Below are 21,950 nucleotides of genomic sequence, written 5' to 3'. Positions count from 1 at the left end.
GTTAGGAACGCAGCGCCTCCAGCGGTTCCACCCGCGCGCCACGTAGCGCCGGATAGGTGGCGGCCACGACCGCCGTGATGGCACCCAGAAGCGGCCCGGCGACGATCAGCCCCGAGGGGACGACGGCGCTCCAGTGCTTCAGCAACGCCACCGACACCACGGCGGCGGTTCCGAGGAGCGCACCGACGAAGCCTCCGAGGAGCCCGATCACTGCCGCCTCTGCCAAGAACTGTCCAGCGATCTGGCTACGACGCGCGCCGAGGGCGCGGCGCAGGCCGATCTCACCGACCCGTTCCATGACGGTCACGAACGTGGTGTTGGCGATGCCGACCATGCCCACGACCAGGCAGACGAGCGCGAGGATCAAGAAGAGTCCCTGCAGGTCGCCGCTGATCATGCCGCGCAGATGCCGCGGATCCGGTGGCGGGACGACCTCGAAGCGCTCGGGCGTCTCTGGTGAGATCGCGACCGCGAGTTGGTCGGCGACGACCTGGCCGGCGCCGCGGCGCACTTCGACCCAGCCCGTCGGCTTGTCTGCGGGCGTGGGATCGCCCCACAAGGTGCGGCTGGTGGCTGCGGGAATCACCACGCCGCTGAGCAGCTCGGGATGGCGGGTGACCGAGGCGATGACGCCGATGACGGTGAAGGAGGTGCCGCCTATCCGGATGCTGGGCGCGGCCTCCAGCGAGCCGATGCCGAGGTCGGCGGCCACCACCGGACCGACCAGCGCCACATGGGCAGCATGCGCCTGATCGAAGCCGTTGAAGACGGTGCCCTCCCGCATCCGGGCGCGAGCGACCTGGAGCGCCTCGGGCGTGGCCGCCATCACCGGCGTCTGGGCTACCCCGGGGTCCGGCGGGCCGGGCAGCGCCGAGGCGGATACCGACGCGACCTGCGAGGACACGTTCCACGTCAGCCCGGCACGCTCCACACCGTTGATCTGGCCGGCGCGCTGTGCGAAGTCGTCCGGGAACGCGAGCGTGCGCACGGAGACGTCTTGGTCCGCCTGCGTGATCGTCACCTCGGTGGCCGCCAGCGCTGTGAACCTACTGTCGATCTGCGAGGTTGCCGTCGCGGTGAGGCCCAGCACGGAGACGAGTACGGCGATGCCCAGCACCGTGCCGAGGCAGGTGAGCGCCGTACGGGTCTTGCGCTGGGTGAGTGCCGCGACCGCCTCGTCGAGAATGCCGAGGCGGTCCGGCCTGGGGTGGCCTTCAGGACGTGGCATGGTCGGTGACCTCTCCGTCGCGCACCGTGATCGTGCGGTCGCCGAGTCCGGCCATCGACGGGTCGTGGGTGACCATGACCACGGTGATGCCGCTGCCGGCCAGCCGCACCAGGAGGTCTGCGACGGCCTCCCCGTTCCTGCTGTCCAAGTTGCCGGTGGGCTCATCGCACAGCAGCACCTCCGGCGATCCGACGAGCGCTCGTGCGATGGCCACCCGTTGACGCTCGCCGCCGCTGAGCGTCTCCACCCGGCCGGTCGACTTATTTCTCAGACCGACGGCTTCCAGCCGACGCATCGCCTCGCTGGTGCGTTCGGGACGGCTCAGCCCGCGATAGAGGCCGCCGACCATGACGTTGTCGAGGACGGTGCGATGCGCCATCAGGTGGAAGGCCTGGAACACGAAGCCGAGGTGTTGCCCGCGCAGTGCGCACCGGCGGCGCTCGCTCACCGTGCTCGTGTCCTGTCCCAGGATGCGCAGGGTGCCCTCGGTGGGCCGGTCCAGGAGGCCGAGCAGGCCGAGCAGGGTGGACTTCCCCGAGCCGCTCGGCCCCACGATCGTGGTGAGGCCGCCGACCGGGATGCGCAGCGTCACCCGGCGCAGAGCGACGAAGGTCGGGTGGTGGCCGCGAGGATCGCCGTAGGCCTTGGTGACGTCGGTGAGCTCGAAGGCGAGGTCCTGATCCATCGCCGATCAGCCGTCCTGGGTTCCGACGACGATCCGCTCGCCCTCGCTGAGGGCAGCGTCAGGGGTGATCTCCACGACGCCGTCGCCACTGAAGCCGGGGGTCACGGGGATCGTGATCCGCCGCCGCCCTCGCACCACGGCGACCGACGTGGATCCGTTCGCCGATGACTCGATCGCCGACAGCGGCACGGCCAGGACCGGTGTCGGCGTGCTGGCGACCGTGACGACGACGCGTGCCGGCGACCCCGCGAGCCGGCGCTTGAGTGGCGTTGCGAGTCGGATCACGAAGGCGACGGTGGAGCCGGCGGCCTGGTCCCCGCCGTCGCTGTCGCTCACAGGCATGGCCCTGTGGCCCACGACCGTCCCGGAGACGTCACCACCGGGGGTGAGCAGCGCTCGAGCAGCGTCGCCCGTCTTGATCTGCCGCGCGTCGGCTGCGACCGGAGCGCCCACGACCACCAGGGGACCGCTGGTGACCGTCATCAGGTCGTCCTGGACTCGGTCGCCGACGGCGACGCTCAACGCCCCCACCTCGCCCGGCAAGGACGGGAGGAAGACGACTTCGCCCCACGGCAGCTCGGCCCCCGCCTTCGCCCGGGCGGCGATGAGTGCGGTCTCTGCGCGGCTGAGATCATCGCGTGCATCGCTCAGTGCGCTGTGATCCGCCTTGCTCGCTCGGGTCTCCGCCAGCGTTCGCTGCGCCTGGCGCACGGCGTCGACGGCGCTCCTGACGCCGTCGCCCCCGACCACGGTGGGCTCGTAGCCGTGAGAGCGGTAGAGCCGATCGACGGCTGCTGCGGTCGCCGCTCCGTACGCGCCGTCGACGGTGACGCCGTAGCCGGCGGCTGCCAGGCCCTGTTGCAGCTGCCGCACGTCGGGCCCGCGGCTCCCGGGGGTGAGCGTGCGGTAGCTGGGCAGCACACCGGGCAGCACGAAGACCGGTCGGCCCGAGATCTCGGCGATGAGATCTCCGCTGCGGATGCGGGTCCCGGTGCGGGCGGGCAGGCGGGTGACGACAGCGCTCTGCGCATCCACGCTCGGGGCAGGCACCTGCGTCACGCGCCGCCGGGTCACGGTCGCATCGAAGGTGACCGATCTTGTGACCCGCTGGCGGGTCACCGGCGCGGTGAGGACGGTGGGCGCGGGCGCAGCGGTCTCGGCGAGTGCCTGTGCCGGCGACTTCACCATCCGTCCGGCGACGAAGCCCAGCGACAGTGCTGCGATGGTGAGCATGAGCGCCGCGCAGAGCAGCTTGGCCGCCGGACGGCGGGCCGATCGTGCCGAGCTCATCGTCCCTGGAGGATCTTGTTCACCCGAGTCATCAAGGCTCGGTTGCCGTCGAGGATCTCCTCGAGCTCGTCCTGATGCTGGTCGATCAGGCGCCGCTGGTAGGCCGAGTCGACCGCGTACCAGACGCCGATGTAGTCCGTCTGGGTCGCGCAGGCCAGGTCGAGCTTGGCCATGGCGATCTGGGTCTGCTGCGACGCCTGGCCGACCGAGTTGCCGGCATCCCAGCGATGCTTGAAGTCGTAGCCGTGCGTGGCCATGCACGCAGACCACTTCTTGGCCGCCGTGAGGGCGCGAGGGTCGGCGACGGTGTCCTTCCAAGCCTGCCCCAGGAGATCTGTGACGAGGTCGTTGGTGCCCGGAGCCGCCTGTCCTTCGGCGAGGACCCGCCAGCCCTCGGCGGCGCAGCCGCCTTGGGGAAGCTTCTTGCCGGTCTCGGGGTCGGTGGTGACGGGGGTGCTGTCGGGCTCGGTGCCATCCATCACGACGCGCTCGTGACCCGACGGGTTCCATCCGTCGGCCTTGTCGTCGTCATCGGAGCCGGCCATGTCAGGCGGCAGGTGATAGCCGTAACGGGCGACCTCGTCGGCGTCGACGACACCGTAACGGCGGGTGCTCGCGAGATCGCGCTCGCTCGGTTGGCTCGTGATCGGCATGGTCGAGGTGACGCCGTACCGCGCGGCACATCGCTTCTGCTCCACGCTCACGGCCGCGAAGTAGGCCTGCTCGTCGGCGGCAGTGTCCAGGTAGCTGGCGAGGGGAAGCTCGATCTGGCGCGATGAGGAGATGGGGCGGGCGGAGTGGATCGCCGGCGGCTTGGTGTTGGCGTGCGTCGACGAGGTGGCGTCGCAGGCTCCTGCGGACATCACAGTGACGCCGAGGACGGCGATCGTCGCGATCAGACGGGCTGGGAATGGGGTGGGCTTCATGGTGGCCTCCTCAGAAGGGATCTCGCCACCTATGTGTCCTGATAGATCTCATTCGTCCACACAGATCTGGACAAAATGTCGTGAGCTTACGAAGATGGAGAGCAGCGGGCCGCGACCGCCCCGGGAAGGTTGCGGCCGCGGCCCGATGCGAAGGGAGCTAGCTGAGCTTGTAGGACGAGGTCTTGTTGTTCAGGGCGGCGCCGGCAAGGCTCTGGCCTGCCGACCCATAGTTGACCCACCCCGTCAGCGCCGTGTCGAAGTTGGTGAACTGGTAGAGCTTCGTGTCGCAGCCGTTGTAGTCGTGGGCGAACGAGGCGACGTTGTCCCAGTTGTGCTGCTTGTCCATGTCCGCGTACGAGTCGTCGACGTCGGAGGTGGTGGCAGTACACGCGCTGGTGCCATAGGTCGTCCACGTGTAGCCGCTGCCGTCGACGTTCTGCTCGAACAGGTTGCGGATCGTGCCGCCAGGCCCGGCTTGCCCATTGCCCGTTGCCGGTCCGGCGTGAGCCGGCATCGTCGTCAGGCCGAGTGTCGCGACGAGTGCACCCATGGTGAGTGCGATGAGCTTGTTCATCGTGTTCCTTCCCAACGCCGCCCAGTGCGGCGTTCCATCCCCTCATCGCTCCTCGGCCGGTGATGTCACATCCAGTCACAATTTCTTGATGGCATGGACGTTCATCGCCTTCGCGGACACGTAGCGAGTGACACCGCCACTGCACGGAGGAGATCTGATGGACGACGAGCTGGACGGCCTGCTGGTGGAGGCGAGGCCGGCATCCGTAGTGACGGCGCGGTCCCACGAGGCGATGGTCGACGTGCTGCGCGCGGCGGAGGCAGAGGCCAGACGACGCCCGCGTCGTCGTCGCCGCCGCACGTTCCTCGGTCTCGCCGCCGGTGCCGTCGTCCTCGCGATGGCCGGCGCCGGCGCTGACGCCGGCGGATTCCTCCCGCAGCCGCACGACGGCAAGAGCTGGGACAACGACCCCTGGGCGGTCAGGCTCGCGATCCCGCTTCCCGACGGGACCACCTGCCACGCCGACTACACCGTGGTTCCGGTGGACGAGGACCCGATCGCCCACGATGCCGACGAGTGGCGGGACGTCTGGAAGGTGGCCACCGACTACGTCAAGAGCGTGGATCCGGAATCGCTCCTCTCGCCCGCGGTCCTCGCCCGGTATCGCGCAGACGCCATCGCGGCACACAAGCGTGAGGAGGCGATCGAGCCGCCCGACGAGCTGGCGCCACCCGAGACTGAGACACAGATGCGAGTCCGCGCCCCTGCCATCGAGCTGATGCGCGGCGTGAACACCGCCTTGCGCGCCCGCGGGCTGGCCACCGACATGCTGCAACCGATCACAGGCGATGACTGTCCCGAGGCACAGCGTTGACCGCGGCTGCCGAGGCCGCCGCCTTGCGGCAGGCGCTGGAGGCCAACGGTCGAGACCTGATCGCCTACTTCGAGAACCGGCTCTCCGACCGGCAGGACGCCGCCGACCTGTTGTCCGAGACGGCGATGGCGGCCTGGCGTCGCATCGACGCGCTTCCGTGTGACGACGCCACCCGCCAACGGATGTGGCTCTTCGGCATCGCCCGTTTCGTTCTGGGCAACCACCGCCGCTCACGCCGACGACGAAGCGCACTGGTGGAGAGGCTGCGCGAGTCGCTCCGCGCCGCACCCGTGGTCGTGGCCGACCCGGCCACCACGATCGCGGTGCGTGACGCGGTCGACCGGCTCAAGGATGAGCAGCGTGAGCTGATGCTGCTGGTGCACTGGGACGGCTTCAGCGTCACCGAGGCCGCGGACCTCCTCGACCTCAATCCGTCGACGGCGCGTAGTCGTTACGCGGCGGCCCGCGCCGAGCTACGCAGCGCCCTGTTCGATCTCGAAGGGTGCGAGGCATGAGTCTTGAGGGCCTGGCGCGGTGACCGAGGACGAGTTCCGCACGCTCTACCTCCGGATGCGCGACGACGTCTTCGCGTTCGCGGCGCGACGCCTGGGCACGGGGCCCGCCGAGGACGTCGTCAGCGAGACCTTCGAGGTGGTCTGGCGCAAGCGCAACGTCGCGCCGGGCTCGGACGAGAACTGGCCGGCCTGGACGGTCGGCGTCGCGCGCAACAAGATTCGCCAAGAGGTCCGGCGGCGGTGGAAGCATCGACGGGCCGAGGCCGACCTGGACGACGGCACCCATCATGCGCACCAGAGGACAACTGGAGCGGATGCCGAGGTTGTCGACTCCCTGGTCGGCAGGAGGGTCTATCAGCGGCTTTCCGAGACTCAACGAGAGCTTTTCGACCTGGCTCATCTCCGAGGACTCACCACCGACCAAGCGGCCTCAGTCCTGGGGATCACCGCCACCGCCTACACCACTCGGGTGAGTCGGCTGCGCGCCTCGATCGAGAGGCTGTACAAAGAAGAAGGCGGTTGATGGGCGATCCGTTAGGCAGCCGAAGCGGGGGAAACACGCAGCAGGAGGAGACCTCGGTGGGCACGCAGAACACGGACGATGAGTCGGAGACGGCCCGGCTACAGAAGGTCGCCGCGCAGATCGGATTCGCGGACGCGGAGCAGCTCGTCTCCCGAGCCGAGTTCGAGGACCCCGACGGCCTTCTCGCGCGGCTGCGAGCCCGGTCGGCGCCTGCCGTTTCCTCAGACGAGCCCTAGAACAACGGCGGCAGCACCAGCAGGACCACCAGCGACCAGCTCACGTGCGTCAGGATCGGGGCGAGGACGCCGCCGGAGGCGCGCCGCTCCAGCCCCACCACGAGGCCGAGGATGACCGCGGCCAGGGCGAGCATCACGTTGCCGCTCGCCGCTGTCACCACGGTGTAGGCCAGGGTCGTCCACAGCACCGGCCGCGACGGCACCGCCGCATAGAGTGCGCCGCGGAAGAACAACTCCTCGGCCACGCCGTTGAGCGCCGTGACCAGCATCAGCACCGGCAGCGGGCCGGAGCCGGTGTAGTCGAGCACGCCGGCGACCCGGTCGCCCAGGTAGGGGATCTCGCGCACCACCAGCGCACCGGCGGTGAACACCGCGGCCAGCGCCAGACCAAGCAGCAAGGGCGAGACCCAGGGCCGGGCCAACCCGCGTGCGGTGGCGATCCGGCCCAGGTGGAGCTGCCCGGACGCGAACGCCCCCGCGATCCACACCGCCGCCAGCCCCACCGTGGCGGGGTAGAACCACGCGTTGCCGGGCTCCAGGTGGAGGGTGAGGCCGAGCACGGCGGCCCCGAGCACGGCGAAGGCGCCGGTCGTCCACTGCCGCCGACGCAGCCGTGGCAGGGGTTCGCGGTGGTCGCGCGGCACGGCGTCCCACAGCGACCGACGCAACCACGCGACGACACCTTCCATGGGTTCGGAGGTACACCAGAGTGCCTCGCGGGATGCGTTGCACGCCTGAAACCTCGGTGCAACATCGACGCTGCACGGTGGAGGAATGATCGACTCCATGCTCTGGCGGGTACGCACCACGCTTCCCGACCGGCCCGGCGCCCTGGCCGTGCTGGCGAAGCGCTGCGGCGAGGCGGGCGTCAACATCCTGGGTCTGCAGATCTTCCCCGGCGTCGAGGACGTGACCGACGAGCTGGTGCTGCGCACCCCCCTCGGCTGGGACGCGGCACAGGTCGCCGTGCTGCTGGAGGAGAGCGGTGGCAGCGGGGTGGTGGTGCTGCCCTCGCGGGAGGCCGCGCTGGTCGACCAGCCCACCCGCTACATCCGAGCCGCGCAGATGATCCTGGAGCGGCCGCTGTCGTTCCCCGAGGTGGTCAGCCGGCTCTTCGACACCGACACCGAGCTCCAGCCCGAGGGGTCCGACGGCCCCGACGACGTGATGGAGATGACGGTCGGCGACGTCGAGGTCCAGGTACGCCGCCGCACGCCCTTCACCGCGACCGAGCACGCCCGCGGGGCCGCGCTCGCCGACCTGGTCAGCGACGTCCTGCAGCGGGACCGGGAGACATCGGGGTCCTGGGCGAGCGATCCGCTGCCGGGCGCCGACGCCGTACCGGAGTATGTGGTGGACGGCCCCACCGTGACGGCGCTGCTGGACGGCGTGGTGGTCGGCCGGGCCACGGTGCACGACCAGGACGGCGCCGTCGACGGTGCGGTGGGCGAGGAGACCTACCGGATCACCGTCAGCGTCGAGCCGGCCTGGCGTCGCCGCGGCATCGGCACCCGTCTGCTCGTGCAGGTCTCCCGTCTCGCCCGTGCCCGGGGCGCGGACGCGCTGCTGCTCGCCACCACCGCCGACAACCAGGCGGTGCTGCCGCTGGTGCTGGCGGCCGGCATGCGCGGGCTGATCCGGATGGCCGGCGGGGAGCTGACCGTGCGCGTACCGGTGCACAAGCTCCGGCCCCTGATGCTCTGAGCGAACATCAGGCCAACAGCTGGTGCCTCGTTTCGGCGCGGCCGGAGGTCCGAACGTAGAATCCCGTCATGGAGATCCCGGAGAAGTTCGCGACGCTCGGCCTCACCTACGACGACGTCCTCCTCCTGCCCGGCTATTCGGACCTCGCGCCGTCCGACATCGACACCACCAGTCGGCTCACTCGCGAGATCTCGATCAAGGTGCCGCTGATCTCGGCCGCGATGGACACCGTCACCGAGTCGCGGATGGCGATCGCGATGGCCCGCCAGGGCGGCATCGGCGTGCTGCACCGCAACCTCTCGATCGAGGACCAGGCCTACCAGGTCGACCTGGTCAAGCGGACCCAGACCGGGATCATCTCCAACCCGGTCACCATCGGCCCCGACGCCACCCTCGAGCAGCTCGACAAGCTCGCCGGCGAGTACCGCATCTCCGGCTTCCCGGTCGTCGACTCCGACGCCCGCCTGATCGGCATGATCACCAACCGCGACCTGCGGTTCACGCCGGTTGCCGAGTGGGCGACGACCAAGGTCGACGAGGTGATGACACCGATGCCGCTGATCACCGGGCCGTCCGACATCTCCCGCGAGGACGCGACCACGCTGCTGCGCAGCCACAAGCGTGAGCGGCTCCCGCTGGTCGACGCCGAGGGCAAGCTGACCGGCCTGATCACGGTCAAGGACTTCGTCAAGGGCGAGCAGTTCCCGGACGCCTCCTACGACGCTCAGGGTCGTCTTCTGGTCGGTGCCGCGATCGGCTACTTCGGCGACGCCTGGCTGCGCGCGACCACCCTGATCGAGGCCGGCGTCGACGTGCTCGTCGCGGACACCGCGCACGGCAACGTGCAGATGCTGATCGACATGGTCAAGCGGCTCAAGTCCGACCCGGCCACCAAGCACGTCCAGGTCATCGGCGGCAACGTCGCGACCAAGGAGGGCGCCCAGTCCTTCGTCGACGCCGGTGCCGACGCGGTCAAGGTCGGCGTGGGCCCGGGCTCCATCTGCACCACCCGTGTCGTGACCGGGGTCGGCGTGCCGCAGGTCAGCGCTGTCTACGAGGCCTCGCTGGCGTGCAAGCCCGCCGGCGTACCCGTGATCGCCGACGGCGGCCTGCGCTACTCCGGCGAGATCGGCAAGGCGATCGTGGCGGGTGCCGACACGGTCATGCTCGGCTCGATGCTGGCCGGCACCGAGGAGGCTCCGGGCGACCTGCTGCTGATCAACGGCAAGCAGTTCAAGGCCTACCGGGGCATGGGGTCGATGGGTGCGATGTCGAGCCGCGGCAAGAAGTCCTACTCCAAGGACCGCTACTTCCAGGCTGAGGTCACCAGCGACGACATGATCGTCCCCGAGGGCATCGAGGGCCAGGTCCCCTTCAAGGGCTCGCTCGCCACCGTCGCCCACCAGCTCGTCGGCGGCCTGCACCAGACGATGTTCTACGTCGGTGCGCGGACCGTCGCTGAGCTGCAGGACAAGGGCCGCTTCATGCGGATCACCTCGGCCTCGCTGAAGGAGAGCCACCCGCACGACGTACAGATGACGGTCGAGGCGCCGAACTACCACAGCTGAGCGTCACTTTGCGGGCGTGGCCACCCCGGGCCATAGACTCCTCCGGTGACCGAGATCGAGATCGGACGTGCCAAGCGGGCCCGACGCGCCTACTCCTTCGACGACGTGGCGATCGTGCCGAGCCGCCGCACGCGTGACCCGGAGGAGGTCAGCACTGACTGGCAGATCGACGCCTACCGCTTCGACATCCCGGTGCTCGCCGCGCCGATGGACTCGGTCATGTCGCCGGCCACCGCGATCAAGCTCGGTCAGCTCGGTGGTCTGGGTGTGCTCAACCTCGAGGGCATCTGGACCCGGTACGCCGACCCCGAGCCGCTGCTGGCCGAGGTCGCCGGGCTCCGCGGCGTCGACGCCACCCGCCGGCTGCAGGAGATCTACACCGAGCCGATCAAGGCCGAGCTGATCACCGAGCGGCTGCGCGAGGTCCGCGAGGCGGGGGTCACCGTCGCCGGTGCGCTGAGCCCGCAGCGGACCAAGGAGTTCGCCAAGACCGTCACCGACGCCGGCGTCGACCTGTTCGTCATCCGCGGGACCACCGTCAGTGCCGAGCACGTGAGCGGCCAGGCCGAGCCGCTCAATCTCAAGGAGTTCATCTACGAGCTCGACGTGCCGGTCATCGTCGGCGGCTGCGCGACCCACCAGGCGGCGCTGCACCTGATGCGCACGGGCGCCGCCGGCGTACTCGTCGGCTTCGGCGGCGGGGCGGCCCACACCACCCGCACCGTGCTCGGCGTCGCGGTGCCGATGGCCAGCGCCGTCGCCGATGTCGCGGCCGCCCGCCGCGACTACCTCGACGAGTCCGGCGGCCGCTACGTCCACGTCATCGCCGACGGCTCGATCGGCCGCTCGGGTGACGTCGCCAAGGCGATCGCCTGCGGCGCCGACGCGGTGATGGTGGGAAGCCCGTTCGCCCGGGCCAGCGACGCCCCCGGCCGCGGCTTCCACTGGGGCGCCGAGGCGCACCACCAGGACCTGCCGCGCGGTCAGCGTGTGGAGTTCGAGACCGTCGGCAGCTTCGAGGAGATCCTGCTCGGTCCCAGCCACGTCGCCGACGGCACCATGAATCTCATCGGAGCCCTCAAGCGCTCGATGGCGACCACCGGCTACACCGACGTCAAGGAGTTCCAGCGCGTCGAGGTCGTGCTCGCCTGACTCCGGCGGTCTGACTCAGGCGGCGACGATCCGCAGCGCCAGCACCGCCATGTGGTCCCCGACGTCGTCGGGGCTCCAGCGGCCGTCGTCGCGGTACCACCGGGCGATGTCGATGCCCAGCGACAGCACTGCGGTGGTCGCCATGCTGGGGTCGGCCACGTCGAACTCGCCCGATGCCATCCCGGCCTCGATGACGGTGCGCACCTCGTGCTCGATGGCGATGCGCAGGTCGCGGATCTCCTCGCGGTGCTCGGGGGAGAGCGACTCCAACTCGTAGTTCACGATCCGGGCCCAGGTGTGCCCCTGCGCGTGGTGGCGGCCGAAGTCGCGCGCGATCGCCGCGAGCCGCTCCGTCGGCGATCCGGTCGCACCGGCGCTGCGGATGAGTTCCAGCGTGGTCCGGTGACCTTCGCGGGAGATGACGTGGAGGAGCTCCTCCTTGGAGCGGTGGTGCACGTAGACGGCGGCCGGACTCATCCCGGCCGCGGCGGCGATATCGCGCGTCGTCGTGCCGTGGAAGCCCTTCGCGCCGAAGGCGTGCACAGCCGCGTCGAGCAGGCGGGCACGGGTGAGGTCACCACGTCCGGCCCCCTGCGCCACCTCGCCCATCGGCCCTCCTGTGCTCGCATCCAGGGTGTTGACCCGTGCCGCGTCGTACGGCATCGTGACCATCCTAAGCAAGCGCTTAGTCATATGACTATCCCATGAAGGAGGCCCGCGTGGCCGGACGGTTCGAGGGCAGGACGGCGATCATCACCGGGGCGAGCCGAGGCATCGGCCTCGGGATCGCCCAGCGACTGGTCGCCGACGGCGCCCGGGTGGTCCTGACCGCCCGCAAGCCCGAGCCGCTCGAGGAGGCCGTGGCGGCGCTCGGCGGTCCCGACCACGCCCGCGGGGTCGCTGGCCGGGTCGACGACGTGGACCACCAGGCCGAGGTCGTCGCGACCGCGATCGAGGCCTTCGGCAGCGCCGATCTCCTGGTCAACAACGCCGGGATCAACCCGGTCGCCGGCGGTCTGCTCCAGCTCGACCTGGAGGCCGCCCGCAAGACCGTCGACGTCAACTGCTTCGCCGGGATCAGCCTGGTCCAGCAGGTCCACCGCGGCTGGATGGCCGAGCACGGCGGCGCGATCGTCAACGTCTCCTCGGTCGCCGGCCTCGGCCCGACCCCGCTGATCGCGATGTACGGCGCCAGCAAGTCGATGCTCAACTACATCACCCAGGAGCTGGCCGTCGAGCTCGGCCCGAACGTGCGGATCAACGCGGTGCTGCCGGCCGTGGTCAAGACGCAGTTCGCGACGCTTCTCTACGAGGGCCGCGAGGAGAAGGTCGCCGAGCCGTACCCGCTCAAGCGCCTCGGCGTGCCGGAGGACATCGCCGGTGTGGTCGCCTTCCTGCTCTCCGAGGACGCCGGCTGGATGACCGGGCAGCTGGTCACCGTCGACGGCGGTGTCACCGTGGGGTCGGCGGCGATCTGATGAGCGAGCAGCCGCCGGGCCTGGAGCCCGGCACCCGGGTGGTCGTCACCGGTGCCGCGCGCGGCATCGGCCGAGCGCTCGCGAGCAGGCTGGCCGCCGGCGGCTGCCGGGTCGTCGTCGCGGACCGCGACGCCGAGCCGCTGGCAGAGGTGGCGCATCGGCTCGATGCCCTCGCCGTACCTGGGGACGTGGCCGGTGAGGCCGGGATCGCGTCTCTGGTCGAGGCTGCCCGCGACCACCTGGGCGGCATCGACGCGTGGTTCGGCAACGCCGGGATCGATCGCGGCCGCGGGCTGGAGATGAGCGAGCAGGACTGGGCCGACACCCACGAGCTCAACGTGATGGCGCACGTGCGCGCCGCCCGGCTGCTGGTGCCGGAGTGGCTGGAGCGGGGCAGGGGACGCTTCGTGGTGACGGCCTCCGCGGCCGGCCTGCTGACCATGCTGGACGCCCCGGCGTACTCGGTGAGCAAGCACGCGGCCGTCGCCTTCGCCGAGTGGCTCTCGGCGACCTACCGCCACCGCGGGATCGTGGTCCAGGCCATCTGCCCGCAGGGTGTGCAGACCGACATGCTGACCCGCTCCGGTGAGCTGCAGCAGCTGCTCAGCCGGGACGAGGCGCTGGCGCCGGACGTGGTCGCGGAGACGGTGTGGGAGGCACTCGGCAGCGAGCGGTTCCTGATCCTGCCGCACCCCGAGGTCGCCGGTTACTACGCCGCCCGCGCCAGCAACACCGACACCTGGCTGGGCGGCATGAACCGGCTGCAGCGCAAGATCGAGGAGGCACGAGCGTGACGAGCACCGGGATGTTGGCATGGCGGGTCAGCGAGCTCGGCGAGCCCAGGGACGTGCTCCGGCTGGTCGACGTCGAGAGGCCCACACCGGGACCCGGCCAGCTGGTCGTCCGGGTGCTGGCGGTGCCGGCCAACTTCCCGGATGCGCTGATGTGCCGCGGCCTCTACCAGGTGCGCCCCGAGCTGCCCTTCACCCCGGGCGCCGAACTCTGCGGCGAGGTCGTCGCGGTCGGCGCCGGCGTGACCGGGCTCGCGCCGGGCGACCGGGTCATCGGAGCCCCGACGATGCCGTACGGCGGGTTCGCCGAGCTGGCGCTGCTGGAGGCGGCGATGACGTTCCCGGCCCCCGAGGCGCTCGATGACGCGGAGGCGGCCTCGCTCTTCATCGGCTACCAGACCGGCTGGTTCGCGTTGCACCGTCGTACCCGCTTGCAACCCGGGGAGACCCTGCTGGTGCACGCGGCAGCGGGCGGTGTCGGGAGCGCCGCCGTACAGCTCGGCAAGGCCGCCGGTGCGACCGTGATCGGTGTGGTCGGCGGTGAGGCGAAGGCCGAGGTCGCGCGGCAGCTCGGCGCCGACGTCGTCGTCGACCGGCACCGTGAGGACTTCGTGGCGGTGGTCAAGGAGTACACCGACGGCCGCGGCGCCGACGTGATCTACGACCCGGTCGGCGGCGACACCTACGACCGCTCGACCAAGTGCATCGCCTTCGAGGGCAGGATCCTGGTGATCGGCTTCGCCGGCGGCCGGATCCAGGAGGCCGCGCTCAACCACGCCCTGATCAAGAACTACTCGATCATCGGTCTGCACTGGGGGCTCTACAACACCCGCAACCCTGGGGTGGTGCGCGCATGCCACGACGAGCTGACCGCGCTGGCCGCTCAGGGCCTGATCAAGCCACTGGTCAGTGAGCGGCTGGGGCTGGACCAGGTCGCCGACGGCGTCCAGCGGCTCGCCGACGGCGACACCGTCGGCCGGGTGGTGTTCATCCCGGCCCTCGCTGGCGTGGGGCAGAACCCATGAGCGCCCCGAGCACCCCGCCGGGACTCGATCTCGACCGGCTCGGCATCTGGTGGCCTGACTACGTCGGGCCCCTCGACGGTGACCTGCGAGCGACCCTGATCGCGGGCGGGAAGTCCAACCTGACCTACGAGGTCACCGACGGCACCGGCGTCTGGATCCTACGGCGCCCACCGCTGGGACACGTCCTCGCCACCGCCCACGACATGTCCCGCGAGCACCGCGTGATGAGCGCGCTGCGCCCGACGGCGGTGCCGGTGCCGGAGACGTTCGCGCTGTGCGAGGACCTCGACGTGATCGGGTCGCCGTTCTACGTGATGGCCAAGGTCGTCGGCACTCCCTACCGTCGGGCCTCGGAGCTGAGCCCGCTCGGCGCGGAGCGCGTGCGCGGCATCTCCACCCGCCTGGTCGACACCCTCGCCACATTGCACGCGGTCGACCCGGCCGCCGTCGGCCTGGCCGACTTCGGCCGGGCCGAGGGGTTCCTGGCTCGCCAGGTCGCCCGCTGGAAGACCCAGCTCGACGCCTCCCACACCCGCGACCTGCCCGCGGCCGAGCAGCTTTACCACCGGTTGGCGGGCAGCGTGCCGCCGGAGTCCGCCCCCGGGATCGTGCACGGTGACTACCGGCTGGACAACGTGCTCGTGGACGGGCACGACCAGCTGGTCGCCGTACTCGACTGGGAGATGGCGACCCTGGGCGACCCGCTCACCGACCTGGCGTTGATGCTGCTCTACCAGCGCCTCGGGGCGAGTCTCGGCAGCCTTGTCTCCGACGTCGGCGAGGCGCCCGGCTACCTGGGTGAGACCGAGATCCTGCAGCGGTACGACGACGGCAGCGGCCGTGACCTGAGCCGCTTCGGGTTCTACCTCGGGCTGGCCGCGTTCAAGCTCGCGGTCATCTTGGAAGGGATCCACTACCGCTACCTGCACGGCCAGACCGTCGGGCCGGGCTTCGAGCACATCGGGGAGGCCATCCACCCGCTGCTCGCGGTGGGGCTGGACGCCCTCGACCAAGACTGAGACCCAGCGACCAACCAGAGGAGCACCGATGGACTTCGCCCACGACGCCCGTACCGAGGAGCTGCGCGCTCAGCTGCTCGACTTCATGACCAGCCAGATCGAGCCCGCCGAGGAGCTGTTCGAGCAGCAGCTGGCCGCCCAGGACGATCCGTGGGCGTGGGACACCGTGCCGGCGCTCGTCGAGCTGCGTGCCGAGACCAAGCGTCGTGGACTGTGGAATCTCTTCCTGCCCGGCGAGGCGGGCGCCGGGCTGACCAACCTGCAGTACGCCCCGCTCGCCGAGATCACCGGCCGCTGTGCGCTCGCGCCGGCGGTGCTGAACTGCGCGGCTCCCGACACCGGCAACATGGAGCTGCTGCACGACTTCGGCGACGAGGAGCAGCGGCGGCAGTGGCTGGAGCCGCTGCTGAGCGGCGAGATCCGCTCCGCGTTCGCGATGACCGAGCCCGATGTCGCCTCCTCGGATGCGACCAACATCGGCACCCGCATCACCCGTGACGGCGCCGCCTACGTCGTCAGCGGCCGCAAGTGGTGGATCACGGGCGCGATGAACCCCAACGCCCGGATCCTCATCGTGATGGGCAAGACCGACCCCGACGCCGAGCGACACCGCCAGCAGTCGATGATCCTGGTGCCGCGCGACGCCCCGGGTGTGACGGTCAAGCGGGGCATGGAGGTCTTCGGGTACGACGACCACGAGCACGGCGGTCACGCGGAGATCCTGCTCGACGACGTACGGGTGCCGGCCGGCAACCTCATCGGTGCCGAGGGGATGGGCTTCGCGATCGCTCAGGCCCGGCTCGGTCCCGGCAGGATCCATCACTGCATGCGGTCGATCGGACTGGCGGAGAAGGCGATCGAGCTGATGTGCGCACGGGTCGAGGAGCGGGTCGCGTTCGGCCGGCCGCTCGCCGACCAGGGCGTCATCCGGGAGTGGATCGCCGAGTCGCGGGTGCGCATCGAGCAGCTGCGGCTGCTGGTGCTCAAGACCGCGTGGCTGATGGACACGGTCGGCAACAAGGGTGCGCACACCGAGATCCAGGCGATCAAGATCGCCACGCCGGCCACCGTGCAGTGGATCCTGGACAAGGCCATCCAGGCGCACGGCGCCGGCGGGCTCTCGCAGGACTTCCCGCTGGCACGCGCCTACGCCGGGATCCGCACGCTGCGCTTCGCCGACGGACCCGACGAGGTGCACAAGAACGCGCTCGCCAAGGCCGAGCTGCGTCGCCAGCACGCCCGTCGTACGGCGGAGGCGGCGCGATGAGCCCGGCCGAGCTGCGCGACCGGGTCGCGGCGTTCCTGGCTGAGCATCCGCCGGCGTCGACCGAGCGGAGCGCGTTCCTGCATGCGCGCTATGCCGCCGGGCTGGCCTGGGTGCACTTTCCGGAGGGGCACGGCGGGCTCGGTGTGGCGCGGGGGCTGCAGCCGATGGTCGAGGGCCTCTTCGCCGCAGCCGGCGCGCCCGACAACAACCCACGCGCGAACGGCATCGGGCTCGGCATGGTCGCACCGACCCTGCTCGGGTATGCGAGCGAGGAGCAACGGCAGCGCTTCTTGGAGCCGCTGTGGTGCGGCGAGGAGATCTGGTGCCAGCTCTTCTCCGAGCCGGGGGCGGGCTCCGACCTGGCCGGTCTGGCGACCCGGGCTGTCCCGGACGGTGATGGGTGGGTGGTCAACGGCCAGAAGGTGTGGACCTCGGGCGCGCACAACGCCGACTTCGCGATCCTGGTCGCGCGCACCGACCCGGACGTGCCCAAGCACCGTGGCATCACCTACTTCCTGGTGGACATGCATGATCCGGGCGTCGAGGTCCGGCCGCTGCGGCAGATCACCGGGGAGGCGGAGTTCAACGAGGTCTTCCTGACCGACGTACGCATCCCCGACGCGATGCGGGTCGGTGAGGTCGGCGACGGCTGGCGGGTCGCCAACGGCACCCTCAACAACGAACGTGTCGCCATCGGCGGCCATGCGGCGCCCCGCGAGGGCGGCATGCTCGGCCTGGTCGCGGCGTCCTGGCGCGAGCACCCGGAGCAGCACACGGCCGAGCTGCACGACCGGTTGATGCGCCTGTACGTCGAGGCCGAGGTTGCCCGCTACACCGGGCAGCGACTGCGCCAGCAGCTCGCCGTCGGCCAGCCCGGACCGGCCGGCTCGGCGATGAAGCTCACCTTCGCGCGGCTCAACCAGCAGCTCTCCGGCCTGGACCTGGAGATCAGGGGCGAGGACGGGCTGCGCTACGAGAGTGAGCCGGGCTGGACCATGCGGCGTCCCGAGCACGTCGACTTCACCGGGCGTGACGCGGTCTACCGCTACCTGCGCGCCAAGGGGAACTCCATCGAGGGCGGCACCTCGGAGATCCTGCGCAACATCGTCGCCGAGCGGGTGCTCGGTCTGCCCGCTGAGCCGCGCGTCGACAAGGACGTCGCCTGGAAGGAGGTGCCCCGATGACTCAGCCCCTGGATCGGCCCCTGGATCGGCCGGTGGATGAGCCGGTGAGCAGCGTGGCCTATGACGAGCTCGAGCTCCTGGACTCCGATGACGATCGCGATCTGCGTGCTGCGGTCGCCGGGTTCCTGGGCGATCGCTGCCCGGCGAGCGAGGTCGCAGCGCTCTACGACGGCGACCGAGGCATGGTCGAGCCGCTGTGGCGTGGGCTCGCGACCGAGCTCGGCCTGGCGGGTCTGCTGGTCCCCGAGCAGTACGCCGGGGCAGGCGCCACCGCCCGCGAAGCCGCGATCGTGCTGGAGGAGCTGGGCCGGTCGGTGGCCCCGGTGCCGTTCCTGACCAGCGCCGTCGTCGCCGCGACCGCGCTGGCGCACGCCCCGACCGACGCGGGCCGTGAGCTGCTGGCCGAGCTGGCCGCGGGTCGGCGTACCGCCGCGTTGGTGGTGCCGCTGCCGACCGCGTTCGCCTGGCCCGTCCCGCTCGTCGGTGCTGCCACGGTGCGCAGCGTGGCCGGCGTGCTGGAGGCGGACACCCTGCTGGTTCCGGTGGCCGCCGGCACCGGGATCGAGGTGCGGGCCGTCGCGGCGAGCGAGGCGACGCTGACTCCGGTCGTCTCGCTCGACATGAGCCGCCAGCTGGCGGATGTCGTCGTCGACCCGGCCGCGGGCACGGTCGTCGTCGCGGGTGATGCGACCTCCGCCATACGGGCGGGGCTGCTCGCCGGCACCGTTCTGCTCGCCTCCGAGCAGGTCGGCGTTGCCCAGCAGTGCCTGGCCTCAACGGTGGGCTATCTGCAGGAGCGACGGCAATTCGGCCGGATCGTGGGCGGGTTCCAGGCGCTCAAGCACCGTCTCGCCGATCTCTACACCGCCGTGGAGGGTGCCTCGGCGGTGGCTCGCTACGCGGCGGCCGCACTCGCGGCCGACCCCGGCGCGGTGGAGGCGGAGATCGCGGCGCACACGGCGGCTGCGTGGTGCTCGGAGGTGGCGGTGCTCGCCGCCGAGGAGGCCGTCCAGCTGCACGGCGGCATCGGCATGACGTGGGAGCACCCGACCCATCTCTTCCTCAAGCGGGCCAAGGCCGACCAGATCGCGCTCGGCCTGCCGGGTCATCACCGGGCGCGGTTGGGCGAGCTGGTGGGGCTCACCGTCTGATCGGTGCCGAGGTCGCCGGGCCGGCCGTCCGCTCAGTCGGCCCGGAAGATGTCGCGTCGCGAACGACGGACGAGCCACCAGCCCGTGCCGAGGACGACGGCCACCGGGGCGGCCAGCACCACGACATCCGTCGCCGCGGGCAGGGGCCGCACGCGCACCGGGAACTCCAGCGGAGATGAGAGCCCGGAGCGGGTGTTCGGCGGCGGATCAGAGGCGGTCTGGTCCTGGACGACCGAGACGAACGGGGCGCCGAACTCCATCCGCCGCCCGTGGGTCCGGTCGTAGGAGTCCGTGGTGGTCACGGCGAGGAAGATGGTGAGGAGGGCCCCGGCGAGGATCGAGAGCACGACGATCGTCCACCCGGCCCCTCGATCACGTCGGGAGCCGGCAGTCTGCTCGCGGACCAGGGCCGTCTCTTGCATATCGGGAGTGTGCCGCAGGTGAGCCGTCACGGCGGCCGGATCGCCGATCCGGCCGCCCGGCGCAGCGCCACACGGGTCGCCTGCCTGGAGGCCTTCCTGGTCGTCCCTGACACACTGTCCACATGACCCGGCCCGGAGTGCTGAGCCCCGATGCCCGTGCCGCCGCGCTCGCGGCGATGACCGGCTCGGCCGGTGAGCCTGAGCTCGACGTGCTCGTGGTCGGGGGAGGAGTGGTGGGGACCGGAGTGGCGCTGGACGCCGTCACCCGTGGCCTCTCGACCGGTCTGCTGGAGCAGCGCGACCTGGCCTCGGGCACCAGCAGTCGCAGCAGCAAGCTGATCCACGGCGGCCTGCGCTACCTGGAGATGCTTGATTTCGCGCTCGTCCGCGAGGCGTTGCAGGAGCGTGGCCTGCTGCTCACCCGGCTGGCGCCACACCTGGTCCGGCCGGTGCCGTTCCTCTATCCGCTGACCCACCCTGTCTGGGAGCGCGGGTACGTCGGCAGCGGCCTCGCGCTCTATGACGGCATGGCACTGGTGGGCAGCGCCGGGATGGGCCTGCCGCGACACCGGCACCTGACGCGTAGGACCGTCAGCCGGATCGCGCCCGACTTCCGCACCGACACGATCACCGGCGCGATCCAGTACTACGACGCTCAGGTCGACGACGCCCGCCTGGTGATGACGATCGCCCGCACCGCGGCGCGACACGGTGCTCACGTCGCCACCAGGATGCGGGTCACCGGCTTCCTGCGCGAGGGCGAGCGCGTGGTCGGCGTGATCGCCCGCGATCTGGAGCGGGGCACCGAGCACCGGATTCGGGCCAAGACCGTGGTCAATGCGGCCGGAGTGTGGACCGACGACATCCAGGAGATGGTCGGCGGCCGTGGCGCGCTGCACGTGCAGGCGTCCAAGGGCATCCACCTGGTCGTTCCGCGCGACCGGATCCGTAGCGAGTCCGGCTTCATCGTGCGCACCGAGAAATCGGTTCTTTTCGTGATCCCCTGGGGTCGGCACTGGATCATCGGCACCACCGACACCCCATGGACCTACGACCTCGCGCACCCGGCCGCCAGCCGCGCCGACATCGAGTACGTGCTCGATCACGTCAACGCCATCCTGCGCGAACCGCTCGGGCACGAGGACGTCGAGGGCGTGTACGCCGGTCTCCGACCGCTGCTGTCCGGCGAATCCGAGCCGACCTCGAAGATCTCTCGGGAGCACACCGTCGTCACGCCCGTTCCGGGGCTCGTGATGATCGCCGGCGGCAAGCTGACGACGTACCGGGTGATGGCCAGGGACGCCGTCGACGCCGCTGTGCACTCGTTGCGCACGACCACCGACATGCACGTCCAGGAGTCGATCACCGACAAGGTCCGTCTGCTCGGCGCCGAGGGATTCGAGATCCGCTCGAACCAGCGGGTGCTGCTGGCGCGACGCTCCGGCCTGCACGTGGCGCGGATCGACCACCTCCTGCGCCGTTACGGCGGTCTCATCGACGAGCTGCTCGACCTGATCGCTGACCGTCGCCCGCTGGGCGCACCGCTCGAGGGCGCGGAGGACTACCTCGCCGCCGAGGTGGTCTATGCGGTGACCCACGAGGGCGCGCGGCACCTCGACGACGTGCTCGCGCGGCGGACCCGGATCTCGATCGAGACGTTCGACCGCGGGGTCTCGGCGGCCCCGGGGGTCGCACGGCTGATGGCGGCGGAGCTCAGGTGGGATGACGCGGAGACCGAGCGGCAGGTGGAGTGGTACCTCCATCGCGTCGCCGCCGAGCGGGCGAGCCAGACGATGACGACCGATGCCGAAGCCGATGAGGCGCGCCGCCGGGTCGACGATCTGGTCTGACGCGTGGACGGGCGCCTGGACGGCCCCCTGCGCAGGGCCGGGTGCCGTACGCCGCTCCGTCGTGCCACAGCGCGTCCGAGCCGCGTCGGTCAGTGTCTCGGGCGTCACGGAGACACTCGCCGGTTGTGTCGGAGGGGTGTCCGGATCTTGACCTTGCGGCGGTAGCGGTAGTCGCCGTTGGCGAGCTGGATGGTTTCGTAGGTGGGGTCGTGGGCTCGTCTGTGGTGGTGGCCGCAGAGGAGGGCGGCGTTGGTCAGGTCGGTGGGTCCGCCCTGGCTCCAGGGGTTTTCGTGGTGGGCGTCGCACCAGGTGGCGGGGACGGTGCAGCCTTCGGCGCGGCAGTGCCGATCGCGGATCTTGAGGGCTTTGTGTTGGGCGGGTGAGAAGAGGCGTCTTGCTCGGCCGAGGTCGAGGGGTTCGGATTTGCCGCCGAGGACGTAGGGGATGACCGCGGCGGTGCAGGCCAGTCGCCGTGCTTCCCCGGCGGGGACGTTGGTGTCGCCGAGTTGGGCGATGCCGAGCTCGCTGTGCAGGTACTCGATGGGGAT

At 70.8% G+C, this 21,950-nt stretch carries 24 protein-coding genes; 15 read left to right on the top strand and 9 right to left on the bottom strand.

Translation table 11 applies throughout. From position 1 onward, the window contains the following. Position 1 precedes the first annotated feature (1 nt). The 5 genes from H036_RS0100310 to H036_RS0100290 all read right to left on the bottom strand — a co-directional run bounded on the left by H036_RS0100310 (position 2) and on the right by H036_RS0100290 (position 4,703). Complete coding sequence (locus tag H036_RS0100310; protein WP_017932768.1) at positions 2-1,228, bottom strand: ABC transporter permease; 1,227 nt, start codon at positions 1,226-1,228, stop codon at positions 2-4. Next, the gene (locus tag H036_RS0100305; protein WP_017932767.1) at positions 1,215-1,913 is read right to left on the bottom strand and encodes an ABC transporter ATP-binding protein; all 699 of its coding nucleotides are present in this window, start codon (positions 1,911-1,913) and stop codon (positions 1,215-1,217) included. Before H036_RS0100305 ends, H036_RS0100310 begins: the two co-directional genes overlap by 14 nt. Before the next feature lie 6 nt (positions 1,914-1,919). Then, the gene (locus tag H036_RS0100300) at positions 1,920-3,203 is read right to left on the bottom strand and encodes a peptidoglycan-binding protein (RefSeq protein ID WP_017932766.1); all 1,284 of its coding nucleotides are present in this window, start codon (positions 3,201-3,203) and stop codon (positions 1,920-1,922) included. Continuing rightward, complete coding sequence (locus H036_RS25190) at positions 3,200-4,129, bottom strand: hypothetical protein (protein ID WP_017932765.1); 930 nt, start codon at positions 4,127-4,129, stop codon at positions 3,200-3,202. The genes H036_RS0100300 and H036_RS25190 overlap by 4 nt, the downstream gene beginning before the upstream one ends. A gap of 157 nt (positions 4,130-4,286) precedes the next feature. Further along, positions 4,287-4,703 carry a hypothetical protein gene (locus H036_RS0100290; protein ID WP_017932764.1) on the bottom strand — a complete coding sequence of 139 codons (417 nt, stop codon included), beginning with the start codon at positions 4,701-4,703 and terminating at the stop codon, positions 4,287-4,289. Positions 4,704-4,860: 157 nt separating this feature from the next. On the opposite strand from H036_RS0100290, the gene H036_RS0100285 reads away from it, so the two are divergent. The 4 genes from H036_RS0100285 to H036_RS0100270 are packed head-to-tail and all read left to right on the top strand — an operon-like array spanning position 4,861 to position 6,791. Then, on the top strand, positions 4,861-5,517 hold the full coding sequence (locus tag H036_RS0100285; protein ID WP_017932763.1) for a hypothetical protein: 657 nt from the start codon (positions 4,861-4,863) through the stop codon (positions 5,515-5,517). Continuing rightward, the gene (locus tag H036_RS0100280) at positions 5,514-6,032 is read left to right on the top strand and encodes an RNA polymerase sigma factor (RefSeq protein ID WP_017932762.1); all 519 of its coding nucleotides are present in this window, start codon (positions 5,514-5,516) and stop codon (positions 6,030-6,032) included. Before H036_RS0100285 ends, H036_RS0100280 begins: the two co-directional genes overlap by 4 nt. 19 nt (positions 6,033-6,051) lie before the next feature. After that, on the top strand, positions 6,052-6,555 hold the full coding sequence (locus H036_RS21325) for an RNA polymerase sigma factor (protein ID WP_017932761.1): 504 nt from the start codon (positions 6,052-6,054) through the stop codon (positions 6,553-6,555). Then, entirely contained in the window at positions 6,555-6,791 is a 237-nt protein-coding gene (locus H036_RS0100270) for a hypothetical protein (RefSeq protein ID WP_017932760.1), read from the top strand. Before H036_RS21325 ends, H036_RS0100270 begins: the two co-directional genes overlap by 1 nt. On the opposite strand, the gene H036_RS0100265 is transcribed toward H036_RS0100270, so the two are convergent. Next, the gene (locus tag H036_RS0100265; protein ID WP_017932759.1) at positions 6,788-7,480 is read right to left on the bottom strand and encodes a CPBP family intramembrane glutamic endopeptidase; all 693 of its coding nucleotides are present in this window, start codon (positions 7,478-7,480) and stop codon (positions 6,788-6,790) included. The genes H036_RS0100270 and H036_RS0100265 overlap by 4 nt on opposite strands. 85 nt (positions 7,481-7,565) lie before the next feature. On the opposite strand from H036_RS0100265, the gene H036_RS0100260 reads away from it, so the two are divergent. From H036_RS0100260 to H036_RS0100250, 3 genes are all read left to right on the top strand, one after another. Continuing rightward, the gene (locus H036_RS0100260; protein WP_017932758.1) at positions 7,566-8,495 is read left to right on the top strand and encodes a GNAT family N-acetyltransferase; all 930 of its coding nucleotides are present in this window, start codon (positions 7,566-7,568) and stop codon (positions 8,493-8,495) included. A 68-nt stretch (positions 8,496-8,563) separates the two neighbouring features. Continuing rightward, complete coding sequence (gene guaB, locus H036_RS0100255; RefSeq protein ID WP_017932757.1) at positions 8,564-10,063, top strand: IMP dehydrogenase; 1,500 nt, start codon at positions 8,564-8,566, stop codon at positions 10,061-10,063. A 45-nt stretch (positions 10,064-10,108) separates the two neighbouring features. After that, the gene (locus tag H036_RS0100250; RefSeq protein ID WP_017932756.1) at positions 10,109-11,215 is read left to right on the top strand and encodes a GuaB3 family IMP dehydrogenase-related protein; all 1,107 of its coding nucleotides are present in this window, start codon (positions 10,109-10,111) and stop codon (positions 11,213-11,215) included. Between the two features lie 15 nt (positions 11,216-11,230). Here the strand turns inward: H036_RS0100250 and H036_RS0100245 are convergent, their stop codons facing one another. Next, positions 11,231-11,878, bottom strand: a complete 648-nt coding sequence (locus H036_RS0100245) for a TetR/AcrR family transcriptional regulator (RefSeq protein WP_017932755.1) — start codon at positions 11,876-11,878, stop codon at positions 11,231-11,233. 56 nt (positions 11,879-11,934) lie between these two features. On the opposite strand from H036_RS0100245, the gene H036_RS0100240 reads away from it, so the two are divergent. From H036_RS0100240 to H036_RS0100210, 7 genes are read left to right on the top strand one after another with little or no spacing between them, the layout of a single operon-like run. Beyond that, positions 11,935-12,693, top strand: a complete 759-nt coding sequence (locus H036_RS0100240; protein ID WP_026145672.1) for an SDR family oxidoreductase — start codon at positions 11,935-11,937, stop codon at positions 12,691-12,693. Further along, a complete protein-coding gene (locus H036_RS0100235) occupies positions 12,693-13,487 on the top strand; it encodes an SDR family oxidoreductase (RefSeq protein ID WP_017932753.1) in 795 nt (264 codons plus the stop codon). The genes H036_RS0100240 and H036_RS0100235 overlap by 1 nt, the downstream gene beginning before the upstream one ends. Beyond that, positions 13,484-14,509, top strand: a complete 1,026-nt coding sequence (locus H036_RS0100230; RefSeq protein ID WP_017932752.1) for an NADPH:quinone oxidoreductase family protein — start codon at positions 13,484-13,486, stop codon at positions 14,507-14,509. Before H036_RS0100235 ends, H036_RS0100230 begins: the two co-directional genes overlap by 4 nt. Then, a complete protein-coding gene (locus H036_RS0100225; RefSeq protein WP_017932751.1) occupies positions 14,506-15,528 on the top strand; it encodes a phosphotransferase family protein in 1,023 nt (340 codons plus the stop codon). Before H036_RS0100230 ends, H036_RS0100225 begins: the two co-directional genes overlap by 4 nt. 28 nt (positions 15,529-15,556) lie before the next feature. Further along, on the top strand, positions 15,557-16,795 hold the full coding sequence (locus H036_RS0100220) for an acyl-CoA dehydrogenase family protein (protein ID WP_017932750.1): 1,239 nt from the start codon (positions 15,557-15,559) through the stop codon (positions 16,793-16,795). Further along, positions 16,792-17,979 (top strand): acyl-CoA dehydrogenase family protein, encoded by a 1,188-nt coding sequence (locus H036_RS0100215; RefSeq protein ID WP_017932749.1) that lies wholly within the window; start codon positions 16,792-16,794, stop codon positions 17,977-17,979. Before H036_RS0100220 ends, H036_RS0100215 begins: the two co-directional genes overlap by 4 nt. Beyond that, a complete protein-coding gene (locus tag H036_RS0100210) occupies positions 17,976-19,130 on the top strand; it encodes an acyl-CoA dehydrogenase family protein (RefSeq protein WP_157416912.1) in 1,155 nt (384 codons plus the stop codon). Before H036_RS0100215 ends, H036_RS0100210 begins: the two co-directional genes overlap by 4 nt. A 32-nt stretch (positions 19,131-19,162) precedes the next feature. Here H036_RS0100210 and H036_RS0100205 read toward each other — a convergent pair whose 3' ends face one another. Next, positions 19,163-19,552, bottom strand: a complete 390-nt coding sequence (locus H036_RS0100205) for a hypothetical protein (RefSeq protein WP_017932747.1) — start codon at positions 19,550-19,552, stop codon at positions 19,163-19,165. Between the two features lie 122 nt (positions 19,553-19,674). Here H036_RS0100205 and H036_RS0100200 point away from each other — a divergent pair, with 122 nt between their 5' ends. Further along, on the top strand, positions 19,675-21,402 hold the full coding sequence (locus H036_RS0100200; protein WP_017932746.1) for a glycerol-3-phosphate dehydrogenase/oxidase: 1,728 nt from the start codon (positions 19,675-19,677) through the stop codon (positions 21,400-21,402). A 104-nt stretch (positions 21,403-21,506) separates the two neighbouring features. Here the strand turns inward: H036_RS0100200 and H036_RS24725 are convergent. Further along, positions 21,507-21,950: HNH endonuclease signature motif containing protein (locus tag H036_RS24725; protein ID WP_036487204.1), on the bottom strand; the 444-nt coding region annotated here is incomplete at its 5' end.

The sequence above is a fragment of the Nocardioides sp. Iso805N genome (genome assembly GCF_000364605.1).
In the GTDB taxonomy this organism is placed as follows: Bacteria; Actinomycetota; Actinomycetes; order Propionibacteriales; family Nocardioidaceae; genus Nocardioides.
This window is presented reverse-complemented; position numbering and strand designations above follow the sequence as displayed.